The sequence below is a fragment of the Streptomyces sp. NPDC047981 genome (genome assembly GCF_040653315.1).
In the GTDB taxonomy this organism is placed as follows: domain Bacteria; phylum Actinomycetota; class Actinomycetes; order Streptomycetales; family Streptomycetaceae; genus Streptomyces.
Genome location: NZ_JBEZNQ010000001.1, coordinates 47,155 through 63,975, shown reverse-complemented (window position 1 = coordinate 63,975; position 16,821 = coordinate 47,155). Strand labels below are relative to the sequence as shown.

The 16,821-nt window shown below is 72.1% G+C and carries 14 protein-coding genes; 5 read left to right on the top strand and 9 right to left on the bottom strand.

Translation table 11 applies throughout. The features are described 5' to 3' along the window. Positions 1 to 32 precede the first annotated feature (32 nt). On the top strand, positions 33 to 1,403 hold the full coding sequence (locus AB0E14_RS00290; protein WP_362409651.1) for a hypothetical protein: 1,371 nt from the start codon (positions 33 to 35) through the stop codon (positions 1,401 to 1,403). A gap of 28 nt (positions 1,404 to 1,431) precedes the next feature. On the opposite strand, the gene AB0E14_RS00285 is transcribed toward AB0E14_RS00290, so the two are convergent. Together AB0E14_RS00285 and sph are read right to left on the bottom strand one after the other, a co-directional pair. Beyond that, entirely contained in the window at positions 1,432 to 1,815 is a 384-nt protein-coding gene (locus tag AB0E14_RS00285; protein WP_362409649.1) for a VOC family protein, read from the bottom strand. A gap of 82 nt (positions 1,816 to 1,897) precedes the next feature. Next, entirely contained in the window at positions 1,898 to 2,887 is a 990-nt protein-coding gene (gene sph / locus AB0E14_RS00280; RefSeq protein ID WP_362409647.1) for a sphingomyelin phosphodiesterase, read from the bottom strand. Between the two features lie 181 nt (positions 2,888 to 3,068). Between sph and AB0E14_RS00275 the strand changes: the two genes are divergently transcribed. Both AB0E14_RS00275 and AB0E14_RS00270 read left to right on the top strand, forming a co-directional pair. Further along, positions 3,069 to 3,557: a hypothetical protein gene (locus AB0E14_RS00275; RefSeq protein ID WP_362409645.1), complete on the top strand. Its 489-nt coding sequence runs from the start codon at positions 3,069 to 3,071 to the stop codon at positions 3,555 to 3,557. Between the two features lie 130 nt (positions 3,558 to 3,687). Further along, positions 3,688 to 4,584, top strand: coding sequence for an oxygenase MpaB family protein (locus AB0E14_RS00270; protein WP_362409643.1), 897 nt, complete (start codon positions 3,688 to 3,690; stop codon positions 4,582 to 4,584). Here the strand turns inward: AB0E14_RS00270 and AB0E14_RS00265 are convergent. From AB0E14_RS00265 to AB0E14_RS00235, 7 genes are all read right to left on the bottom strand, one after another. Further along, positions 4,559 to 5,926 (bottom strand): GH1 family beta-glucosidase, encoded by a 1,368-nt coding sequence (locus tag AB0E14_RS00265; protein WP_362409641.1) that lies wholly within the window; start codon positions 5,924 to 5,926, stop codon positions 4,559 to 4,561. The genes AB0E14_RS00270 and AB0E14_RS00265 overlap by 26 nt on opposite strands. A gap of 47 nt (positions 5,927 to 5,973) precedes the next feature. After that, positions 5,974 to 6,813, bottom strand: a complete 840-nt coding sequence (locus tag AB0E14_RS00260) for a carbohydrate ABC transporter permease (RefSeq protein ID WP_362409639.1) — start codon at positions 6,811 to 6,813, stop codon at positions 5,974 to 5,976. Continuing rightward, complete coding sequence (locus AB0E14_RS00255) at positions 6,810 to 7,667, bottom strand: sugar ABC transporter permease (RefSeq protein ID WP_362410312.1); 858 nt, start codon at positions 7,665 to 7,667, stop codon at positions 6,810 to 6,812. The genes AB0E14_RS00260 and AB0E14_RS00255 overlap by 4 nt, the downstream gene beginning before the upstream one ends. 267 nt (positions 7,668 to 7,934) lie before the next feature. Further along, positions 7,935 to 9,239, bottom strand: a complete 1,305-nt coding sequence (locus AB0E14_RS00250) for an extracellular solute-binding protein (RefSeq protein WP_362409637.1) — start codon at positions 9,237 to 9,239, stop codon at positions 7,935 to 7,937. Positions 9,240 to 9,400: 161 nt separating this feature from the next. Next, the gene (locus AB0E14_RS00245; RefSeq protein WP_362409635.1) at positions 9,401 to 10,426 is read right to left on the bottom strand and encodes a LacI family DNA-binding transcriptional regulator; all 1,026 of its coding nucleotides are present in this window, start codon (positions 10,424 to 10,426) and stop codon (positions 9,401 to 9,403) included. Positions 10,427 to 10,534: 108 nt separating this feature from the next. Continuing rightward, complete coding sequence (locus AB0E14_RS00240) at positions 10,535 to 11,515, bottom strand: hypothetical protein (protein ID WP_362409633.1); 981 nt, start codon at positions 11,513 to 11,515, stop codon at positions 10,535 to 10,537. 116 nt (positions 11,516 to 11,631) lie between these two features. Beyond that, a complete protein-coding gene (locus tag AB0E14_RS00235) occupies positions 11,632 to 13,188 on the bottom strand; it encodes a M1 family metallopeptidase (RefSeq protein ID WP_362409631.1) in 1,557 nt (518 codons plus the stop codon). A 202-nt stretch (positions 13,189 to 13,390) separates the two neighbouring features. Here AB0E14_RS00235 and AB0E14_RS00230 point away from each other — a divergent pair, with 202 nt between their 5' ends. Both AB0E14_RS00230 and AB0E14_RS00225 read left to right on the top strand, forming a co-directional pair. Further along, a complete protein-coding gene (locus AB0E14_RS00230; protein ID WP_362409629.1) occupies positions 13,391 to 15,403 on the top strand; it encodes a Xaa-Pro dipeptidyl-peptidase in 2,013 nt (670 codons plus the stop codon). Beyond that, positions 15,400 to 16,713, top strand: coding sequence for a M14 family metallocarboxypeptidase (locus AB0E14_RS00225; protein WP_362409627.1), 1,314 nt, complete (start codon positions 15,400 to 15,402; stop codon positions 16,711 to 16,713). The genes AB0E14_RS00230 and AB0E14_RS00225 overlap by 4 nt, the downstream gene beginning before the upstream one ends. Positions 16,714 to 16,821 lie beyond the last annotated feature (108 nt).

The window sequence follows — 16,821 nt, the reverse complement described above, 5'->3', positions numbered from 1 at the left end:
GAGTGGACGGTGAGCGCGGCTACACGCGGGTGATGGCGGGGCATGTGCTGCTCGCCGTCGTCCTGTGCGCTCCGGGCCCCATGGGGCTCGTGCTCGGATGTGTCGCCCGGAGCCAGGGGGCGGACTGGGCGTGGATCCCGCTCGTCGCCGGCCTGGCCTGCTCGCTGCCCATCCCGTTCATCGCCCGGACGACCGCCCGCAGACTGTTCCCCCGGATCACCCGACGGGACACGGCCGAGGAGGCGGACGCCTTCCCGTACGGCTATGGCGACGACACCTTCGTCCTGCGGGCGCCGGGGTCCCCGAAGGCCCGTCCGGAGGCACGGCTGACCAGGGCCGACGTGCTGGAGGCCGCCCTCGTGCGGTACGAGCCCGAGGGCGAGGCGACCTTCACGAGCTACCCGGGCACCCACACCCCGAACGAGTTCACGCCGTTGGTCCGCCTGAGACTGCGGGTGCGCGGTGACACCGAAGTGCCTGACGGCGCACCGGATTTCGAGGTCACGGAGGAGTGGCGGGTGCCGTCCGTCTGCCTGTCGGCGGTCACCGCGGGCCGCCTTGCCGTTCTGGTCGACCCGCCCGGTCACCAGGCGCCCGGCAAGGTCACCCCGCTGTGGCCGCGCAGCGCCCTGCTGGCGGGCACCCGCACCTGCAGGGTCGTCGACCTGGAGGGCCGGCCGACCGACGTCACCCGGTTCACCGGGCGCCAACTGCGGCAGATGCGGATCTCCGAGGATGTCGGAGGCGTCGTGATGGCCGGTGACACGATCGACCTCCGCCGCCTCGACGCGGACACGGCGGCGCGGTACGCCGCCGTCGCCGCATGGGCCCGCACGTCCCCCGAGGAGCGCGCGCCGGTGACGGAGCCGGGCGAGGAGTCCCGGTGGATCGTGGACAGCCTCCCGGGTGCCCCAGCGGCCTTCGGCTCCGTCGGCCGACGGTGGTCGCGCCGCGGTGGCGTCCTGGTCCGTGGCCGGTTCCTCCGGATGATCCCCACGCATGACTTCCAGGACCACGGGCCGGTGCTCGACACCCTGGTACGCATCCAACCCCCCTACGGCACACCCCCGTTCGACGCGGCCCGCAGGCTGACCGTGCCCATGAACTACCTCGCGGTCCTGCACCGCACCAGGGACGTCGTCCTGTACGCGTCCCCGAACGGCGGCTCGTACGTCATCGACTGGCCCCGCACGTGCCTCCTCGCCGGCACCGCCGAGGCCACGGTCGTCGCCCCCGAGGGCCGGGAGATCTCCCTGGCGGGACGGACCGACGCGATCTGGGCCCTGATGAACCTGCTGGCGTCCCACGGCCTCACCAACCCGACCCGCGTCCTCGACCTCCGTCGGAGCCGGATGCGCGCGGTGGTGGGGTCGGCGATGGACGCGATCGAGGCCCGCTCCTAGGCCGGTCCGGAGGTCGGATCAGATCGGATCAGAGAGGCCGGAGCCGGGTGCGCAGGAGGCAGAAGAGGTTGCCCTCCGGGTCGGCCAGGACGTGCCAGCTCTCCTCGCCGGTCTGGCCGACGTCGGCCGGCTCGGCGCCGAGGGCGAGTAGCCGTTCCAGCTCGGCTTCCTGGTCGCGGTCGGTGGCGTTGACGTCGAAGTGCATGCGGTGGGGCCCGGTCCTCGGCTCGCTGTTGGGGCTGAGGACGAGCGTGGGCTGCGCGCCGCCGAACCCGGTGTCCGGAGGGCCGATCGCGATGCTGCCGTCGTCCTCGCGCTCGACCTCGACGTAGCCGAGCACCTCGCTCCAGAACGCGGCGAGCCGCTCGGGGTCGGCGCACTCGATGACCAGTTCACTGATGCGGCAAGCCATGCCGGTCAGTCTACGGACGAGGGCCCGGGCCTCGGGGAACGATTTTCCCCAGGACCCGGACCCGTCACGCACGGTCCGTCGGTCAGTACGCCGTCACCGGGTAGTGGTCCGAGAGGTTCGTGTACGTGTACTGCGTGCCCCAGCTGGAGACCGTCCAGGGGGCGCTCTTCTCCAGGACCACGTTGTTGGTCCAGTTCGCCGGGCGCGCGTTGCCGGCGCGGTAGAGGACGTAGTCGAGGTCCTCGCGCGGGTCGTCCGGGTAGCGGTAGGAGGCGATCGAGTTCAGCTCGGTGTCGAAGGAGTACGGGTGACCCGTGCGCGCGTCCGCGCCCACCAGGCCCGCGTCGCTCAGCATCGTGCCGTACTCGGACGTCCGCGAGTCGACGTTCATGTCGCCGGCCACGATGACCTGCTCGTTCGCCGGGATGTTCTTGGCGTCGAGGAAGGCGTCCATGGCCTTGAACTGGCGGCTGCGCATCTGCGCCGCCTCGCCCGCCGAGCAGCCCGGGTCCGTGGACTGGGCGTGCGTGCCGACGACGTGGACCTTGCTGCCGTTCACGTCGAGGACCGTGTAGACGAAGCCCTTGTTCGAGTACCAGTCCGCGCCGCAGGCGTCCTTGTAGACGTACTGCTCCTTGCGGACGATGGGCCACTTGCTGAGGATCGTCACGCCGCCGTCCTCGGGCGTCGTGGCGGAGTAGGCCCCGCTGGTCGCGTCCCAGCCGGTCTTGCTCCGGCCCATGACCGGGGTCTGGTACGGGTACTGGGCGGCCGAGTTCGCCTTGAGCAGGTCCGAGGAGGAGTTGTCGAAGGCCTCCTGGATCACCACCACGTCCTGGCCCTGGTAGAACGACGCGGCGGGTATCGCCCTGGCCCGGTGGTCCTGGCCCCAGTTGGGGTAGAGCGTCTTGCTGAACAGGAAGGCGTTGTAGGTGAGCACCTTCAGCCGGGGCGCGTCGGCGGCGGAGGCGGCGGTCGCGCCGGGGGCGGCCGCGGCGAGGGTGGCGGCGGCGAGCGCGCCGGACACGGCGGCGCCGAGGAATCTGCGGTGGAGCGGGGCGAGCGGCGACACAGGATCTCCCGATTCTGGGTGGGGGTTCGACCGGCGACGCACATGCAATCAGCCTTAGTTACCTTCCGGTAGCCGTTGGATGCCGGGAATCTTGCGCGCCCGGCACGAACATGCCAACTCTGCCGTCAACTCTCGTCCTGGTGCCTGAAATGTCACATCCTGGACCAGGTAGGATGCGCGCATGACCCTCGCGCAGAATTCGACGATCTTCGACATGGACCTCGGTCCGCTCAACCCGGTGACGGCTGAGCTGATCCTTGGCGTGGTGCTGTTCGCCCTGACCTTCCTGATCCTGGCGAAGGGCATCCTGCCGAAGATCAACCGCACCCTCACCGAGCGTGAGGACGCCATCGCGGGTGGCGAAGGCCGCGCCGACGCCCTCCGGGCCCAGGCCGCCGAGATCCGCGAGCAGTACGAGGCCGAGCTGGCCGAGGCGCGCCACGAGGCCGCCCGCATCCGCTCGCAGGCCACCGAGGAAGGCGCCGCCGCCATCGCCACCGCCCGCGCCGAGGGCATCCGCGAGCGCGAGGAGATCCTGGCCGCCGGTGCCGTGCGCATCGCCACCGAGCGCGAGTCCGCCGAGCGCGAGCTCAACCAGGACGTCGAGGCCTGGGCCCGCGCCCTGGCCGGCCGCATCGTCGGCGAGCCGGTCGGCGCCGACCGCGCCTGACGCACTACGCACGCCATGTGATCGGGGCCGCGCCCCGGGCCGACGCCCGGGACGCGGCCCCGATCCTTTTGCGCCCTTTGCCGGGAAGGTCCGCGCAGGGGCAGGCTGAGAACGTGAGAGGAACGCCCGCATGACCGCACCGCACTCGGCCGAGCCGCCCCAGCCACCCCCCGCCGGGGGTGTTCTCTGGAGCGTCGCCGGGGACGTCCGCGGGCTCCTCATGCTGCCCGCCGCCCTCGCCCTCCAGGTCGCCCACCCCGCCGTCGGCGCCGGCGTCGACGAGCACTCCGTCTTCCGCACCGACCCCTGGGGCCGGGGCGAGCGCTCGCTGCGCTCCGTACAGCTCTGGGTGTACGGCGGCGAGGCCGCGGCCGAGGAGGGGCGCCGGCTCCGTGCGCTCCACAAGACCATCCAGGGCACCGACGCGCACGGCCGCCGGTACCACGCGCTCACCCCGTCCCACTACTCCTGGGTGCACGCCACCGGCTTCCCCGTCTACCAGCACGGCCTGCGCCTGCTCCACCGCCCGCTCACCGAGGCCCAGGAACGGCAGCTGTACGCCGAGTGGCTCCAGGTCGGCCGCATCCTCGGCATCCACGACCGGGACATGCCCCAGACCGTCGAGGAGTTCTGGCCGTACTTCCGCAAGCGGCTCGGCGAGCTGGAGGCCACCGTCGTCCTGCGCGAGCTGACCGCCGTCGACCAGCCCGTCCCGCCGCCCGACCGGGGCCCGCTGCCCCTGCGGCTGCTGCTCAGGCTCCTGTGGCCGGTGCTCCTTCCGCGCCTCGCCCGCTTCCGCGCCTTCGTCACCGTCGGCCTGATGCCGCCGGAGGCCCGCGACGCCATCGGCCTGGAGTGGACCGACGAGCAGGAGCGCCGGCTCCGCCGCTTCGCCCGGGTCGTACGGGCCGTGGTGCCCGCACTCCCCGAACGGCTGCGCTACCTGCCCCTCGCCCGCGAGGCGCGCCGCCGGGCCAGGCGCGCCGGACACGACGCCGCGGTCAGCGCGCCAGACCGCCGCGCCTGATCACCTCCGCGTACCAGCGCGCGCTGTCCTTCGGCGTACGGCGCTGGCTCGCGAAGTCCACGTGCACGATCCCGAACCGCTTGCCGTAGCCGTAGGCCCACTCGAAGTTGTCCAGGAGCGACCAGAGGAAGTACCCGCGCAGGTCGACGCCGTCGGCGAGCGCGCGGTGCGCGGCCCCCAGGTGGGCGTCGAGGTACGCCACCCGCTCGGGGTCGTGGACCGCGCCCTCCGGGTCGGCGTAGTCGTCGTACGCCGCGCCGTTCTCGGTGATCATGAGCGGCACCCCGGGCAGCTCGTCGCGGAGCCGGACGAGCAGCTCGTGGAGACCGTCCGCGTCCACCGGCCAGTCCATGGCCGTACGCGACCCGGGCGCGGGCTCGAACCGCACCCGGTCCGGCGCACCGGGGTACGGCGACGGTGACTCCGAGACACCGGCGCCGACGACGGTGGGCGTGTAGTAGTTGATGCCGAGCGAGTCGATCGGGGTCGAGATCACTTCCAGGTCGCCGTCGCGGACGAAGGCCCAGTCCGTGATCCCCGTCGTGTCCTCGACCAGGTCGGCCGGCAGGCGGCCGTGGAAGACCGGGTCGAGGAAGATCCGGTTGGCGACGGCGTCGATCCGGCGGGCCGCGTCCGCGTCCTCGGGGGAGGAGGACACCGGCCTGATCGAGTGCAGGTTGAGGGTCAGCGACAGCTCGGCCGAGGCGGGCACGGCCGCGCGCAGCGCGCGGGCGGCCAGGCCGTGGCCCAGATTGAGGTGGTGGGCGGCGCGCAGCGCGGCCGCGTCGTCGGTACGGCCCGGCGCGTGCACCCCGGAGCCGTAGCCGAGGAAGGCCGTGCACCAGGGCTCGTTGAGCGTCGTCCAGGTGGCGATCCGGTCGCCGAGCGCCTCGGCGGCCAGCCCCGCGTACTCGGCGAAGCGCTCCGCCGTCTCCCGCTCCGGCCAGCCGCCCGCGTCTTCGAGTTCCTGCGGCAGGTCCCAGTGGTACAGGGTGGCGACCGGCCGGATACCGGCGTCCAGCAGCTCGTCCGCGAGCCCGCGGTAGAAGTCCAGGCCCTTCTGGTTGACCGGGCCGCGCCCGGTCGGCTGGACGCGGGACCAGGAGAGCGAGAAGCGGTAGTCGGTGAGCCCCAGTTCCTTCATCAGGGCCACGTCCTCCCGCACGCGGTGGTAGTGGTCGGCGGCGATGTCACCGGTGTCGCCGTTGCGCACCGTGCCCGACGTCCGGCTGAAGGTGTCCCAGATGGACGGCGTGCGGCCGTCCTCGGCGGCGGCCCCCTCGATCTGGTAGGCGGCGGTGGCCGCGCCCCAGCGGAAGCCGTCAGGGAAGAGAGCGTTCATGGAGGGAGAACTCCTGTGAGAGGAAGAGGGTACGGTCGGCCACCCGCTCAGCCCTTGACGGCGCCCTGCATGATGCCGCCGACGATCTGCCGGCCGAGCAGGCCGAAGACGAGCAGCACGGGCAGCGTGCCGAGCAGGGTGCCGGCCATGATCACGGACTGGTCGTGGACGTATCCGCCGCCGAGCTGGCGCAGGGCGACCTGCACGGTCGGCTCCTGCGAGGACAGCGCGATGATCGGCCAGAAGAAGTCGTTCCAGGCGGCCATGAAGGTGAGCAGCCCGAGCACCGCCATGCCCGGCCGGGCCACGGGGACCACGATCGACCAGAAGATCCGCGCGGAGGACGCGCCGTCGACCCGGGCCGCCTCGATCAGCTCGTCCGGCAGCGACTGCACCAGGAACTGGCGCATGAAGAACACGCCGAAGGCCGAGACGAGACCGGGCAGGATCACGGACTGCAGCTGGTTCACCCAGCCCAGCTCGGCGATGAGCATGAAGAGCGGGATCACCCCGAGCTGCGGCGGGATCATCATCGTGCCGACCGTGATCGCGAGCAGCGCGCCCCGGCCCCGGAAGCGCAGCTTGGCGAAGGCGAACCCGGCCAGCGTGCAGCAGAGCACCGTGCCGACGGTGATGGACCCGGAGACGACGAGCGAGTTGAACAGCGCCTTGCCGATGTCCGCCTCCTCCATCACCGCCTCGAAGTTGCGGATCAGGTTGGGGCCCGGCAGCAGGGTCGGCGGCACCTGCGCCAGATCGGCGTTGGACCGGCTGGCGGCGACGATCGTCCAGTAGAAGGGGAAGGCCGAGACGAGGACGGCGAGGATCAGGACGGCGTACGTGATCCGGCCCCCGCGCCCGGTGCGGCCGGCGACTCGGGTGGTCACGCGCGGGCCTCCTTGCGTGAACGGCGCCGCACGAGCAGGGCGTTGACCCCGACGAGGACGAGGATGAGCAGGAACATCAGCCAGGCGATGGCGGCGGCGCGGCCGAGGTGGAAGAAGCCCCAGCCCTGTTCGTAGAGATAGAGCCCGAGCGTCTGGTACTGGTGCGAGATGCCGCCCGAGATCGAGCCCTCGAAGAGCAGCGGCTCACCGAAGAGCTGGGTCGCGCCGATCGTCGAGACGACGGTGGTGAAGACGATCGTCGGGCGCAGTCCCGGCAGGGTGACGTGGAAGAACTGCCGCCAGCGCGAGGCCCCGTCCATCTCCGCCGCCTCGTACAGCTCGGAGGGGATGGACTGCATGCCCGCGAGGTAGATCAGCGCGTTGTAGCCCGTCCAGCGCCAGACGACGATCGAGGAGACGGCGATCTGCGAGGCGAGCGTGGAGTTCTGCCAGTCGACAGGACCGAAACCGACCAGGGAGAGCGCGTAGTTGACGAGTCCGTAGTCGTGCCCGAAGAGCTGGGCGAAGACGAGCGTGGCCGCGGCGACGGAGGTCGCGTAGGGCAGCAGCATCGCCGTGCGGAAGAAGGTCCTGCCGCGCAGCTTGTAGTTGAGCAGATGGGCCAGACCGAGCGCCATGGCGAGCTGGGGCACCGTGGACAGGACCCCGATGGTGAACGTGTTGCGGAGCGCGGTCCAGAAGAACTCGTCGGTGAGCAGCGCCGTGTAGTTGCCGAGGCCACGCCACTCCATGTCGCCGGGGGTCTGCAGCTCGACGCGGTAGAGCGAGACGAAGGCGGTGTAGAGGAGCGGGAAGAGGCCGAAGGCGGCGAACAGGGTGAAGAACGGGGCGATGTAGGCGTACGGGGCGAGCGTGGACCGTCGGCGTCGGCGCGACGGTCCGGAGGACCGGGCCGGCGACGGCGGGACGGGTGCCGCCGTCGGCCCGGAGGCGGTCAGGGTCACGGTGCGGCCCTTCGGGTCGGGTGAGCGGATGCGAGGTGCTGCGGCTGACGGGCTGGGGGATGTCCCGCGGATCAGGGCCGGATCAGGGAGCCCGGCCCGATCGGCGAGACACCCCCCAGGGGCGGGGGCCGGTGGTCCGGCCCCCGGGCCCCGGCGTCATCCGACGGCGTTCTCGACACCCTTCTGGGCGTTGGACCACGCCTTCTCGGGCGAGGTGCCCTTGCGCTCGACCTCGCTGAGCGCGTTGGTGATCTGGTCGGCGACGTTCTTGTCGTGCACGCCGAGCACCTGTACCGGTGCGGCCTTGGCCGCGTCGCCGAAGATCTGCCCGATCGGGGCGCCGGAGAAGTACGGGTCCGTCGCCGTGGCGACCTTCGCGATGGCGCCGGTCGAGGACGGGAAGTTGCCCTGCTTCGTGAAGAGCGTGGCCTGCTGCTCGGGGGCGGTGAGCCACTTGATCAGCTCGTACGCCTCCTTCTTGTGCTTCGCCGCGCGCGGCACGGAGAGGTACGAACCGCCCCAGTTCCCGGCGCCGCCGGGCAGCTTGGCGATGTCCCACTTGCCCTTGCCCGCGTCACCGGCCTGGCCCTTGATGTAGCCGAGCATCCAGGCGGGGCAGGGGAGCGTGGCGAAGGAGCCGGTGGAGAAGGCCTGGTTCCACTGCGGGGACCACTGGTCCAGCTTGGCGCTCAGGCCGTCCTGCGCGGCCTTCGTCGACGTGTTCCAGGCGGCCTGCACGGCGGGGCTCTCGGCGTAGATGAGCTTCCCGGACGCGTCGTAGTACCGCTCCTTCTCCTGGCCGATCATGACCGCGTACAGGCTGCCGACGCTGTCCACCCAGGCGCTCTTGGCCGGGGCCTTGGCCTTGTACTGCTTGCCGAGCTCGAGATAGCCGTCCCAGGTGGCCCACTTCTGTGCCAGTTCGGTGCGGTCGGTGGGGAGTCCGGCCTGCTTGAACAGGTCGGTGCGGTAGCACATGGCCTCCGGGCCGACGTCCGTGCCGAGGCCGAGGACCTTGCCGTCCTTGGTGGTCGCGGCCGACCACTTGGCGTCGGCGAACTCGCCCTTCAGCGCGTCCGCGCCGTACTTCGTCAGGTCCTCGAACTTGTCGGCCTGCTGCTGGGTGACGGAGGCGATCCGGCCGACCTCGATGCCCTGGACGTCGGCGAGCCCGCCCCCGCCGGCGAGCCGGGTCTGGAGCGACTTCCAGTAGTCCTGCTCGTCCTCGGTGTCGGACTGCTTGATCGTGACGTTGGGGTGGAGCTTCTCGTACGCGGCGTAGAGCCCGGCCTCCTTGTAGCCGAAGGAGCCGAAGAGGTCGACGGTGATCGTGACCTTTCCGCCCGCGCCGTCGGACGTGTCGTCGGACCCGCCGGATCCGCAGGCGGCGAGCAGGGCCCCAGTGAGGACGACCGCGCCTATGCGTACGGCGGTCGTTCTGGCGGCTCGGGCTGTGGGCATGGGAAGCCTCCGTCGTGAGAGCGCTCTCAAGAATGCGTCTGGAGCGTGCCTCCCGGCCCAGGTTCCCGTCAAGAGTCGAACGCGTAACGGCTCGGCCAACGCCGATATCCGCCCCCGCACTTCAGGAGCCGTACGAGGGCGCACGCAGGTACGTCGGAAGCTTACGCGGAGTCGCGGCGGACCAGTTCCGTGGTGGTGATCACGGGCTCGGGCACGCCCGTGCCGTCGAGGATGCCCATCAGCAGCCGCACCATCAACCGGCCCATGCCTTCGATGTCCTGGTGGACCGTGGTGAGCGGCGGGTCGGTCGCCTCGGCCACCTGGCGCATGTCGTCGAAGCCGACGAGCGCCACGTCCTCCGGGACCCGCCGGCCGTGCTCGCGCAGCACGCGCAGGGCGCCCGAGGCCATCACGTCGCTGGCGGCGAAGACGGCGTCCAGGTCGGGGCGGCGGCGCAGGAGTTCGGCCATCGCGCGCGCCCCGCTCTCCTCCGTGAACGCCCCCTCGGCCACCAGCTCCTGCCCGGCTTCGGGCAGTTCGTCGCGGTATCCGTCGAGCCGGTCGAGCGACGAGGTCTGGTCGCCGGGGCCGGTGATGTGCGCGATGGTGCGGCGCCCGAGCGAGCGCAGATGGCGCACGGCGTCGCGAGCCCCGCCCCGGTTGTCGCAGTCGACGTACGGCACCGTGGAGTCGCCGGTGGGCGTCCAGCCGGGGCGTCCGCCAAAGACGGTCGGCACCTGGGCGCGCCGGACGATCTCCGGGAGCTGGTCGTCGGTGTGCAGCGAGAAGGCGAGCGCCCCGTCGACGTGTCCGCCGCCGAGGTACCGCGCGATCCGCTCGTGGTCGCCGGGCCCCTCCAACCACAGCAGCACCAACTGTGCGTCGTGGGCGGTCAGTTCACGGCTGATGCCGCGTATCTGCTGCTCGAAGAACGGGTCGGAGAAGATCCGGAACTCGGGCTCGGCGATGATCACGGCGACGGCCCCGTTGCGCCGGGTCACCAGGGTCCGCGCGGCGTGGTTGGGGACGTAGCCCAGCTCCTCGACGGCCACGCGCACCTTCTCCGCGAGCGCCTCGCGCACCCCCGCGCCGCCGTTGACGACGCGGGACACGGTCGCCCGGGACACCCCGGCGCGCTCGGCGACGGCTTCCAGGGTCGGGCGCGTCCCGGACGTCATTTCGCTCAAGGCTGGCTCCCCATGGGCACGGTGCTGCGACGGTCCTGACAGCGTCGAGGGTAACCCCTGGTGAGGCGGGCCGGGAGGTTGGCGAAAGCGCTCTCAGCCGGGCGGGGCTCAACGCGCCGCCCGCAGCACGTTCACGTCCTGCAGCGCCCGGTGGCGGTGGTGGGCCGCCGCCACCCCGGCCAGCGCGGGGCGGCCGAGCTCCCGGTACGCCACCTCCAGCAGCTCGCGCGCGTACTCCTCGTGCTCCGCGCGGCCGTACGAAGCGCGGTGCAGGTCCCGCCCCAGGACCAGCGCCTCCGCCGGATCGCCGGCCGCCGCCCGCCGCAGGGCCTCGTCACGGGCCGCCAGGACCTGCTCGGGGTCGTCGAAGAGGTCCTCCATGAAGGTGCCGAAACGGTACGGGTCGGCCGCGCCGTGCGCCGGCCGGTCGAGGACCGTCGCCCCGGAGACCAGGGCCCCCGCGCCGTCCATGGTCGTGATCCGGGCGGTGTCGACGGGCGGTCTGCGGTACACGTACGCCTCCGAGTAGGCGAGCCCCGTCTCCGTACGGTCCCCGGTCTCGAAACCGGTCAGGACCGCCCGCAGTCGCCCCAGGTCGGCCAGGCGCGCGAGCTCCTCCTCGTCGCCGTCGGCCGCGTAGTCGGCGAGGTCCCGCTGCGCCGCCTCGATCCGTGCCCGTACGGCCTGCAGCGGGGTGCGGTGGGTCCGGTCGATCCCGTCGCCGTCGTCGGTGCAGTACGAGGCGACTCCGTCGCAGGTGCGCCCGTCGTCGGACCAGAGCCCGAAGTGCAGTCCGTCGGAACCGCCGTGCAGGAAGGTGAGGAACTCAGGGGGATCCCGGTAGTACCGCCCGTGCGCCCTGATGTCGAGCCCTTCCCGGGGGAGCGCCGACGGGTCCGCGAACAGGTCCGTCACACCGTACGGAGCGAGGTCCAGGTCACGCAGCGCCCGCTGCTCGACGGGGCCGAGCACGGCGAGGAAGTCGGCGAACCGGAAGAAGGAGTCCGGCAGTTCCAGACCCCACTCCCCGCGGACCCGTCCTGCGACGGCCTCCCGCACCTCCGGGTCCCCGTACCGCTCCGCCGCCACCGCCGCCACTGTCCGCTCCCACCCGTCGCTTTCGTACAGCCGGTGAGCCTACCCACGGCACGCGGACGCGCCCCGCCCCGCCCCTCGGGGGCGGCGCGGGGCGCGTGCGCGACGGGTCAGTGACCGCCGTGGCCCTCGGGGCCACCGTGCTCGTGGATCGTGTTCGTCTCCGCGATCTTCTTCCAGGACTTCGGCTGCACGGGCTTCGCCGGCGCGGCGGGCGCGGCGGCGACCCCGGCCGAGCGGGCCGAGCGGGCCGACACGCCCGCCTCCGCGGCCGTCGACGCCGACGGCTTCACCGGCTCGTACAGCCAGGTGTCGAAGAGCGCGGCCAGCGGCTTGCCCGAGATCCGCTCCGCGTACTTCACGAAGTCCTTCACCTTGGCGTTGCCGTACGCGAACTCCGTCGGCCAGCCCTTCAGGATCGCGAAGAAGTCCTCGTCACCGATCTCGTTGCGCAGCGCCTGCAGCGCCAGCGCGCCCCGGTCGTAGACGGCGATGTGGAACTGGTTCTCCGGCCCCGGGTCGCCCGGCGCGACCGTCCAGAACGGGTCCTCCGCGGTACGGGTCTGATAGACGTAGTCCGCCAGCTCCTGCGCCGTGCCCTCGCCCTCCTTCTCCGACCAGAGCCACTGGCTGTAGCGGGCGAAGCCCTCGTTGACCCAGATGTCCTTCCACCGGTCGACCGAGACGCTGTCGCCGTACCACTGGTGCGCCAGCTCGTGGACGACCACCGACACGTTGGCCCCGTTGGCGAACTGGCGGGGGCTGTAGAACGGCCGGGTCTGCGTCTCCAGCGCGTAGCCGCTGGTCACGTTCGGGACGTAGCCGCCGAGCGCGTTGAAGGGGTACGGCCCGAAGACCTCCTCGAGCCACTCCGCGACCTCGGCGGTCCGCTCGATCGAGGCCCGGGCCGCGCCCGCGTTGTCGCCGAGGTCCTTGCTGTACGCGTTGAGGACGGGGAGCCCCTTCGCGGTCTTGTCGGTGGTGATGTCGAACTTGCCCACCGCGAGCGTGGCCAGATAGGTCGCCTGCGGCTTGTTGGAGCGCCAGTTGAAGCGGGTCCAGCCGAGCCGCGAGGACTGCGACTGGAGAACGCCGTTGCTGATGGCCTGCGTACCGTCCGGGACGGAGACCGAGACGTCGAAGGTGGCCTTGTCCAGGGGGTGGTCGTTGGACGGGAACCACCAGGCGGCCGAGTCCGGCTCCTGGGCGGCCACCCCGCCGTCGGGCGTGCGGTGCCAGGCCGTCCAGCCGCCGATCTTCACCTCGGAGGGCTTGCCCGCGTACCGCACGACGACCGAGATCGTCCGGTTCTTCTCCAGCGGGGTCGCGGGGGTGATCTCCAGCTCCTGCTCGCCGCTGGTGGTGAACGCGGCCTTCCTGCCGTTCACCCGCACCTCGCTGACCTTCAGGCCGAGGTCCAGATTGAAGCGGGAGAGGTTCTGCTTGGTCGTGGCGAGGATCGTCGCCGTGCCCTCGAGGAGGTCGGTCGCGGGCTGGTACGTCAGCCGCAGGTCGTAGTGGGAGACGTCGTAGCCGCCGTTGCCACTGGCCGGGTAGTAGGGGTCGCCGATGCCCGATGCGCCCGGAACGTAGTCGGCGGCGGATGCCGGGATCGCCAGCAGGAGGGACGCCGCGAGTGCGCTCGGAACGACAAGTCTGCGGTGCACGAGAGCTCCAAGTCGGTAAGAAGCATGCATGGTGTTCGGTCCTTAGCGACGCTATTCAGCGCGGTGATGCCCCGTCACGTCCAGAGGACCTCCTTTCACACGATCGCCATTCGGCCGAAACGGACCCTCCGGCCCCACGCGTAGGTCCCCGCTCCCGACGGCACTCTTTTGCGCGGGAGTTGACGGGGGTACGTTCCGCCCCATGCCGATACGTGTGCGGAGAACCCGCGGAGCCCGTCCGTCGCGCAGAACCCTCGCCGTGGCCGCCACGGCCGCCCTGCTGTCCGCCCTCGTCGTCGCCCCGTCCGGCGCCCTCGCCGCGGACACACGAGCAGCCGATCGCGCCGTACGCGAGTCCCAGCCCGTGTACTCCTACGGCGACGCGATACGCGAGTCGATCTGGGTGGACACCGGCCTCGACGGCGACGGGGACGGCCGCACCGACCGGGTCGCCGCCGACATCGTCCGCCCGCGCGAGACCGCCGCGAACGGCCGGAAGATCCCGGTCATCATGGACGCCAGCCCGTACTACGCCTGCTGCGGACGCGGCAACGAGAGCCAGAGGAAGACCTACGACGCCGCCGGGAAACCGGTCCAGTTCCCGCTCTTCTACGACAACTACTTCGTACCGCGCGGCTACGCCTTCGTCGCCGTCGACCTCGCCGGCACCAACCGCTCCGACGGCTGCGACGACGTCGGCGGCCGTTCCGACGTCCAGTCCGCCAAGGCCGTCGTCGACTGGCTGAACGGCCGCGCGCGCGGCTACACCACCCGTACCGGCTCCGAGCGGGCCAAGGCCACCACCTGGTCCACCGGCAAGGTCGGCATGATCGGCAAGAGCTGGGACGGCACGATCGCCAACGGCGTCGCCGCCACCGGGGTCGAGGGCCTGGAGACGATCGTCCCGATCGGCGCGATCTCCTCCTGGTACGACTACTTCCACTCCCAGGGCGCCCCGCTCTACAACGCCAACCCGAGCTGGCTCTCCGAGTACGTCAACAGCCCCGAGGCGAAGGCCCGTTGCGGCGCCGTGCAGGAGCGGGTCACCGCCGGCACCCCGTACAGCGGCGACTGGACGCCCGCCTGGAGCGAGCGGAACCACGTCCCGGACGCCCGGAAGGTGAAGGCGAGCGTCTTCGTCGTGCACGGGCAGCAGGACCTCAACGTCCGCGCCAACCACTTCGGCCAGTGGTGGGACGCCCTCGCCGCGCAGGGCGTCGAACGCAAGATCTGGCTCTCCCAGACCGGCCACGTCGACCCCTTCGACTTCCGGCGCGCCGACTGGGTCCGCACCCTGCACCGCTGGTTCGACCACGAACTCCTCGGCCACGACAACGGCATCGACCGCGAGCCGATGGCCGACATCGAGCGCGCCCCGGACCGGTGGACCACCGACCGGGTGTGGCCGCCGCGCGCCACCGAGCCCACGACCTTGCGCCCCGCCGCGGGCTCGTCGCCCCGCGCCGGCACCCTCGGCCGGACCCCCGCCGCGCCCGGCACCACGGAGACCTTCACCGACGACCCGGCCCTCGGCGAGACGGACTGGGCGGCCCGGATCGACGACCCGACCTCCGCGCAGGCCGGATTCACCACCCGACCGCTCGCCCGTGACCTGCGGCTCTCCGGCTCCTCCACGGTGACCGTCACCGCCACGCCGACGACCGGGACCGCCCACCTGTCGGCCGTCCTCGTCGACCTCGGCCCCGACACCATCCGGGACTACGCGGCCCCCGGCGAGGGCATCACCACCCTCACCGAGCGGAGCTGCTGGGGCGCGAGCACCGGGGGCGACAGCGCCTGCTTCAAGGAGACGAAGGCCCGGACGGCCGATGTCGGCTTCACCGTCGTCAGCCGGGGCTGGGCGGACCTGGGCACATGGGCGAACCCCGCGAAGGGCCGGCCACTGACCCCGGGGAAGGCGTACACGATCACCCTGAAGCTGGCGGCCACCGACCATGTCGTCCCGGCCGGCCACCGGCTCGCCCTGATCGTCGGCGGCACGGACCGGGACCTGCTCGACCCGCCGTCGACGACTCCGACGCTCACCCTCGACCTCGCCCGCACCTCGGCGAAACTTCCGCTCGTCGGTGGCGTCGAGGCGTTCACCAGGGCGACGGCCGCTACGGTCGACGCACGCTCGGCGCAGGCCGGGCAGCCGCTCACGGGTGTCGGGCCCGCACGCCCGGGCATCCCCGTCCCCGGTGAGGCCCGATGAACCGCGCACCCCGCCGCCGCCCCGTGCGCCGCGCGCTCGCCCTCGCCGCGGGTGTCACCGCCCTCGGCCTGCCGCTCGTCGCCGTGCCCGCCGAGGCGCACGGCGGGGCGGGCGCGGCGCCGCCCCCGCGGACCGGCTTCGAGACCAGCCACGGGGCCCGCTGGACGACCGAGGCCGAGGAGGGGACCTTCCTCGCCGCCGTCGACCGGGCGAGCGACCGGGTCGCGCTGCGGACCCTGGGAACCACCAAGCAGGGCCGCCCGATCCGGCTCGCCACGGTCGGCGCGCGCTCGGCGCCGACCACCGTGCTGCTGGTCTGCTCCCAGCACGGTGACGAGCCGTCGGGCCGGGAGGCCTGCCTCACCACCGTGCGGGACCTGGCCTACGCACGGGACGAGGAGACCCTGCGCCTGCTTGCCCGTACGACCGTCCTCGTCGTCCCCACGGCCAACCCGGACGGCCGCGAGGCCGACACCCGGGGCAACGCCGACGGGGTCGACGTCAACCGCGACCACCTCGCCCTGGCGACCGCCGAGGGCCGGGCGCTCGCCGCACTCATCCGCGACCGGCGCCCCGAGCTGGTCTACGACCTGCACGAGTACGACGGCACCTCGCCGTACTACGTCAAGGACCTGCTCGCGCTCTGGCCGCGCAATCTCAACACCGACGCCCAGGTGCACGACGAGGCCCACACCCTCTCGGAGTCCTACGTCCGGCCGGCCGCCGGTGTCTCCGGCTTCAGCAGCGGCATCTACGGCATCTGGACCGACCCGCACACCGGGCAGCCGGTCAAGCAGGTCGCGGGCGACGGCCAGGAACGCATCCTGCGCAACACGGCCGGGATCAAGCACTCGGTCGGGCTGCTGGTCGAGACCCGGATCGAGGCGCTCAGCCAGGCCGACGCCGACGACGAGGCGCGTAACAACCGGCGCCGGGTGACCACCCAACTCGTCGCACTGAAGGGCGCGTTCGCCTACCTCGACGAGCGGCGCGGGCTCCTCGGGGCGGCGACCGCGGCGGCCCGCCACACCGGCTTCGCCGACCGGGGCCCCGTCATGATCGGGGGCGCCGACAACGACCCCGCCGAACCCGCCGAGATCCTCAAGGACCCGCCCTGCGGCTACCGCCTGGACGCCGCCCAGTACGCCGAGTTCGGCGACGAGCTGGCCCTGCACGGGGTCACCGTCCGGCGGGACGGCGCGGGGGCGTGGGTGCCGCTGCGCCAGTCGCAGCGCGCGCTCGTGCCGCTGCTGCTCGACGGCCGCGCGACGTACCGGCTCACCACCGGACAACCGGTGGAGGTCTGTTGACGGGTTGACGGGCCGACGGATTGACGGGCCGACGGGCTGAGTTGGTCCCGGACCTTGCGTGTCACCTGTGGTACTGCTGCCTTACGGAGTGTGTTTGTCCCGTATTGC

What these genes read in the sequence shown, in the direction of transcription:
- AB0E14_RS00290 (WP_362409651.1), top strand. Translation starts at nt 33, where the DNA reads ATGGCGGGGCATGTGCTGCTCGCCGTCGTCCTGTGCGCTCCGGGCCCC.
- AB0E14_RS00285 (WP_362409649.1), bottom strand. Translation starts at nt 1,815, where the DNA reads ATGGCTTGCCGCATCAGTGAACTGGTCATCGAGTGCGCCGACCCCGAG.
- AB0E14_RS00275 (WP_362409645.1), top strand. Translation starts at nt 3,069, where the DNA reads ATGACCCTCGCGCAGAATTCGACGATCTTCGACATGGACCTCGGTCCG.
- AB0E14_RS00270 (WP_362409643.1), top strand. Translation starts at nt 3,688, where the DNA reads ATGACCGCACCGCACTCGGCCGAGCCGCCCCAGCCACCCCCCGCCGGG.
- AB0E14_RS00265 (WP_362409641.1), bottom strand. Translation starts at nt 5,926, where the DNA reads ATGAACGCTCTCTTCCCTGACGGCTTCCGCTGGGGCGCGGCCACCGCC.
- AB0E14_RS00250 (WP_362409637.1), bottom strand. Translation starts at nt 9,239, where the DNA reads ATGCCCACAGCCCGAGCCGCCAGAACGACCGCCGTACGCATAGGCGCG.
- AB0E14_RS00230 (WP_362409629.1), top strand. Translation starts at nt 13,391, where the DNA reads ATGCCGATACGTGTGCGGAGAACCCGCGGAGCCCGTCCGTCGCGCAGA.
- AB0E14_RS00225 (WP_362409627.1), top strand. Translation starts at nt 15,400, where the DNA reads ATGAACCGCGCACCCCGCCGCCGCCCCGTGCGCCGCGCGCTCGCCCTC.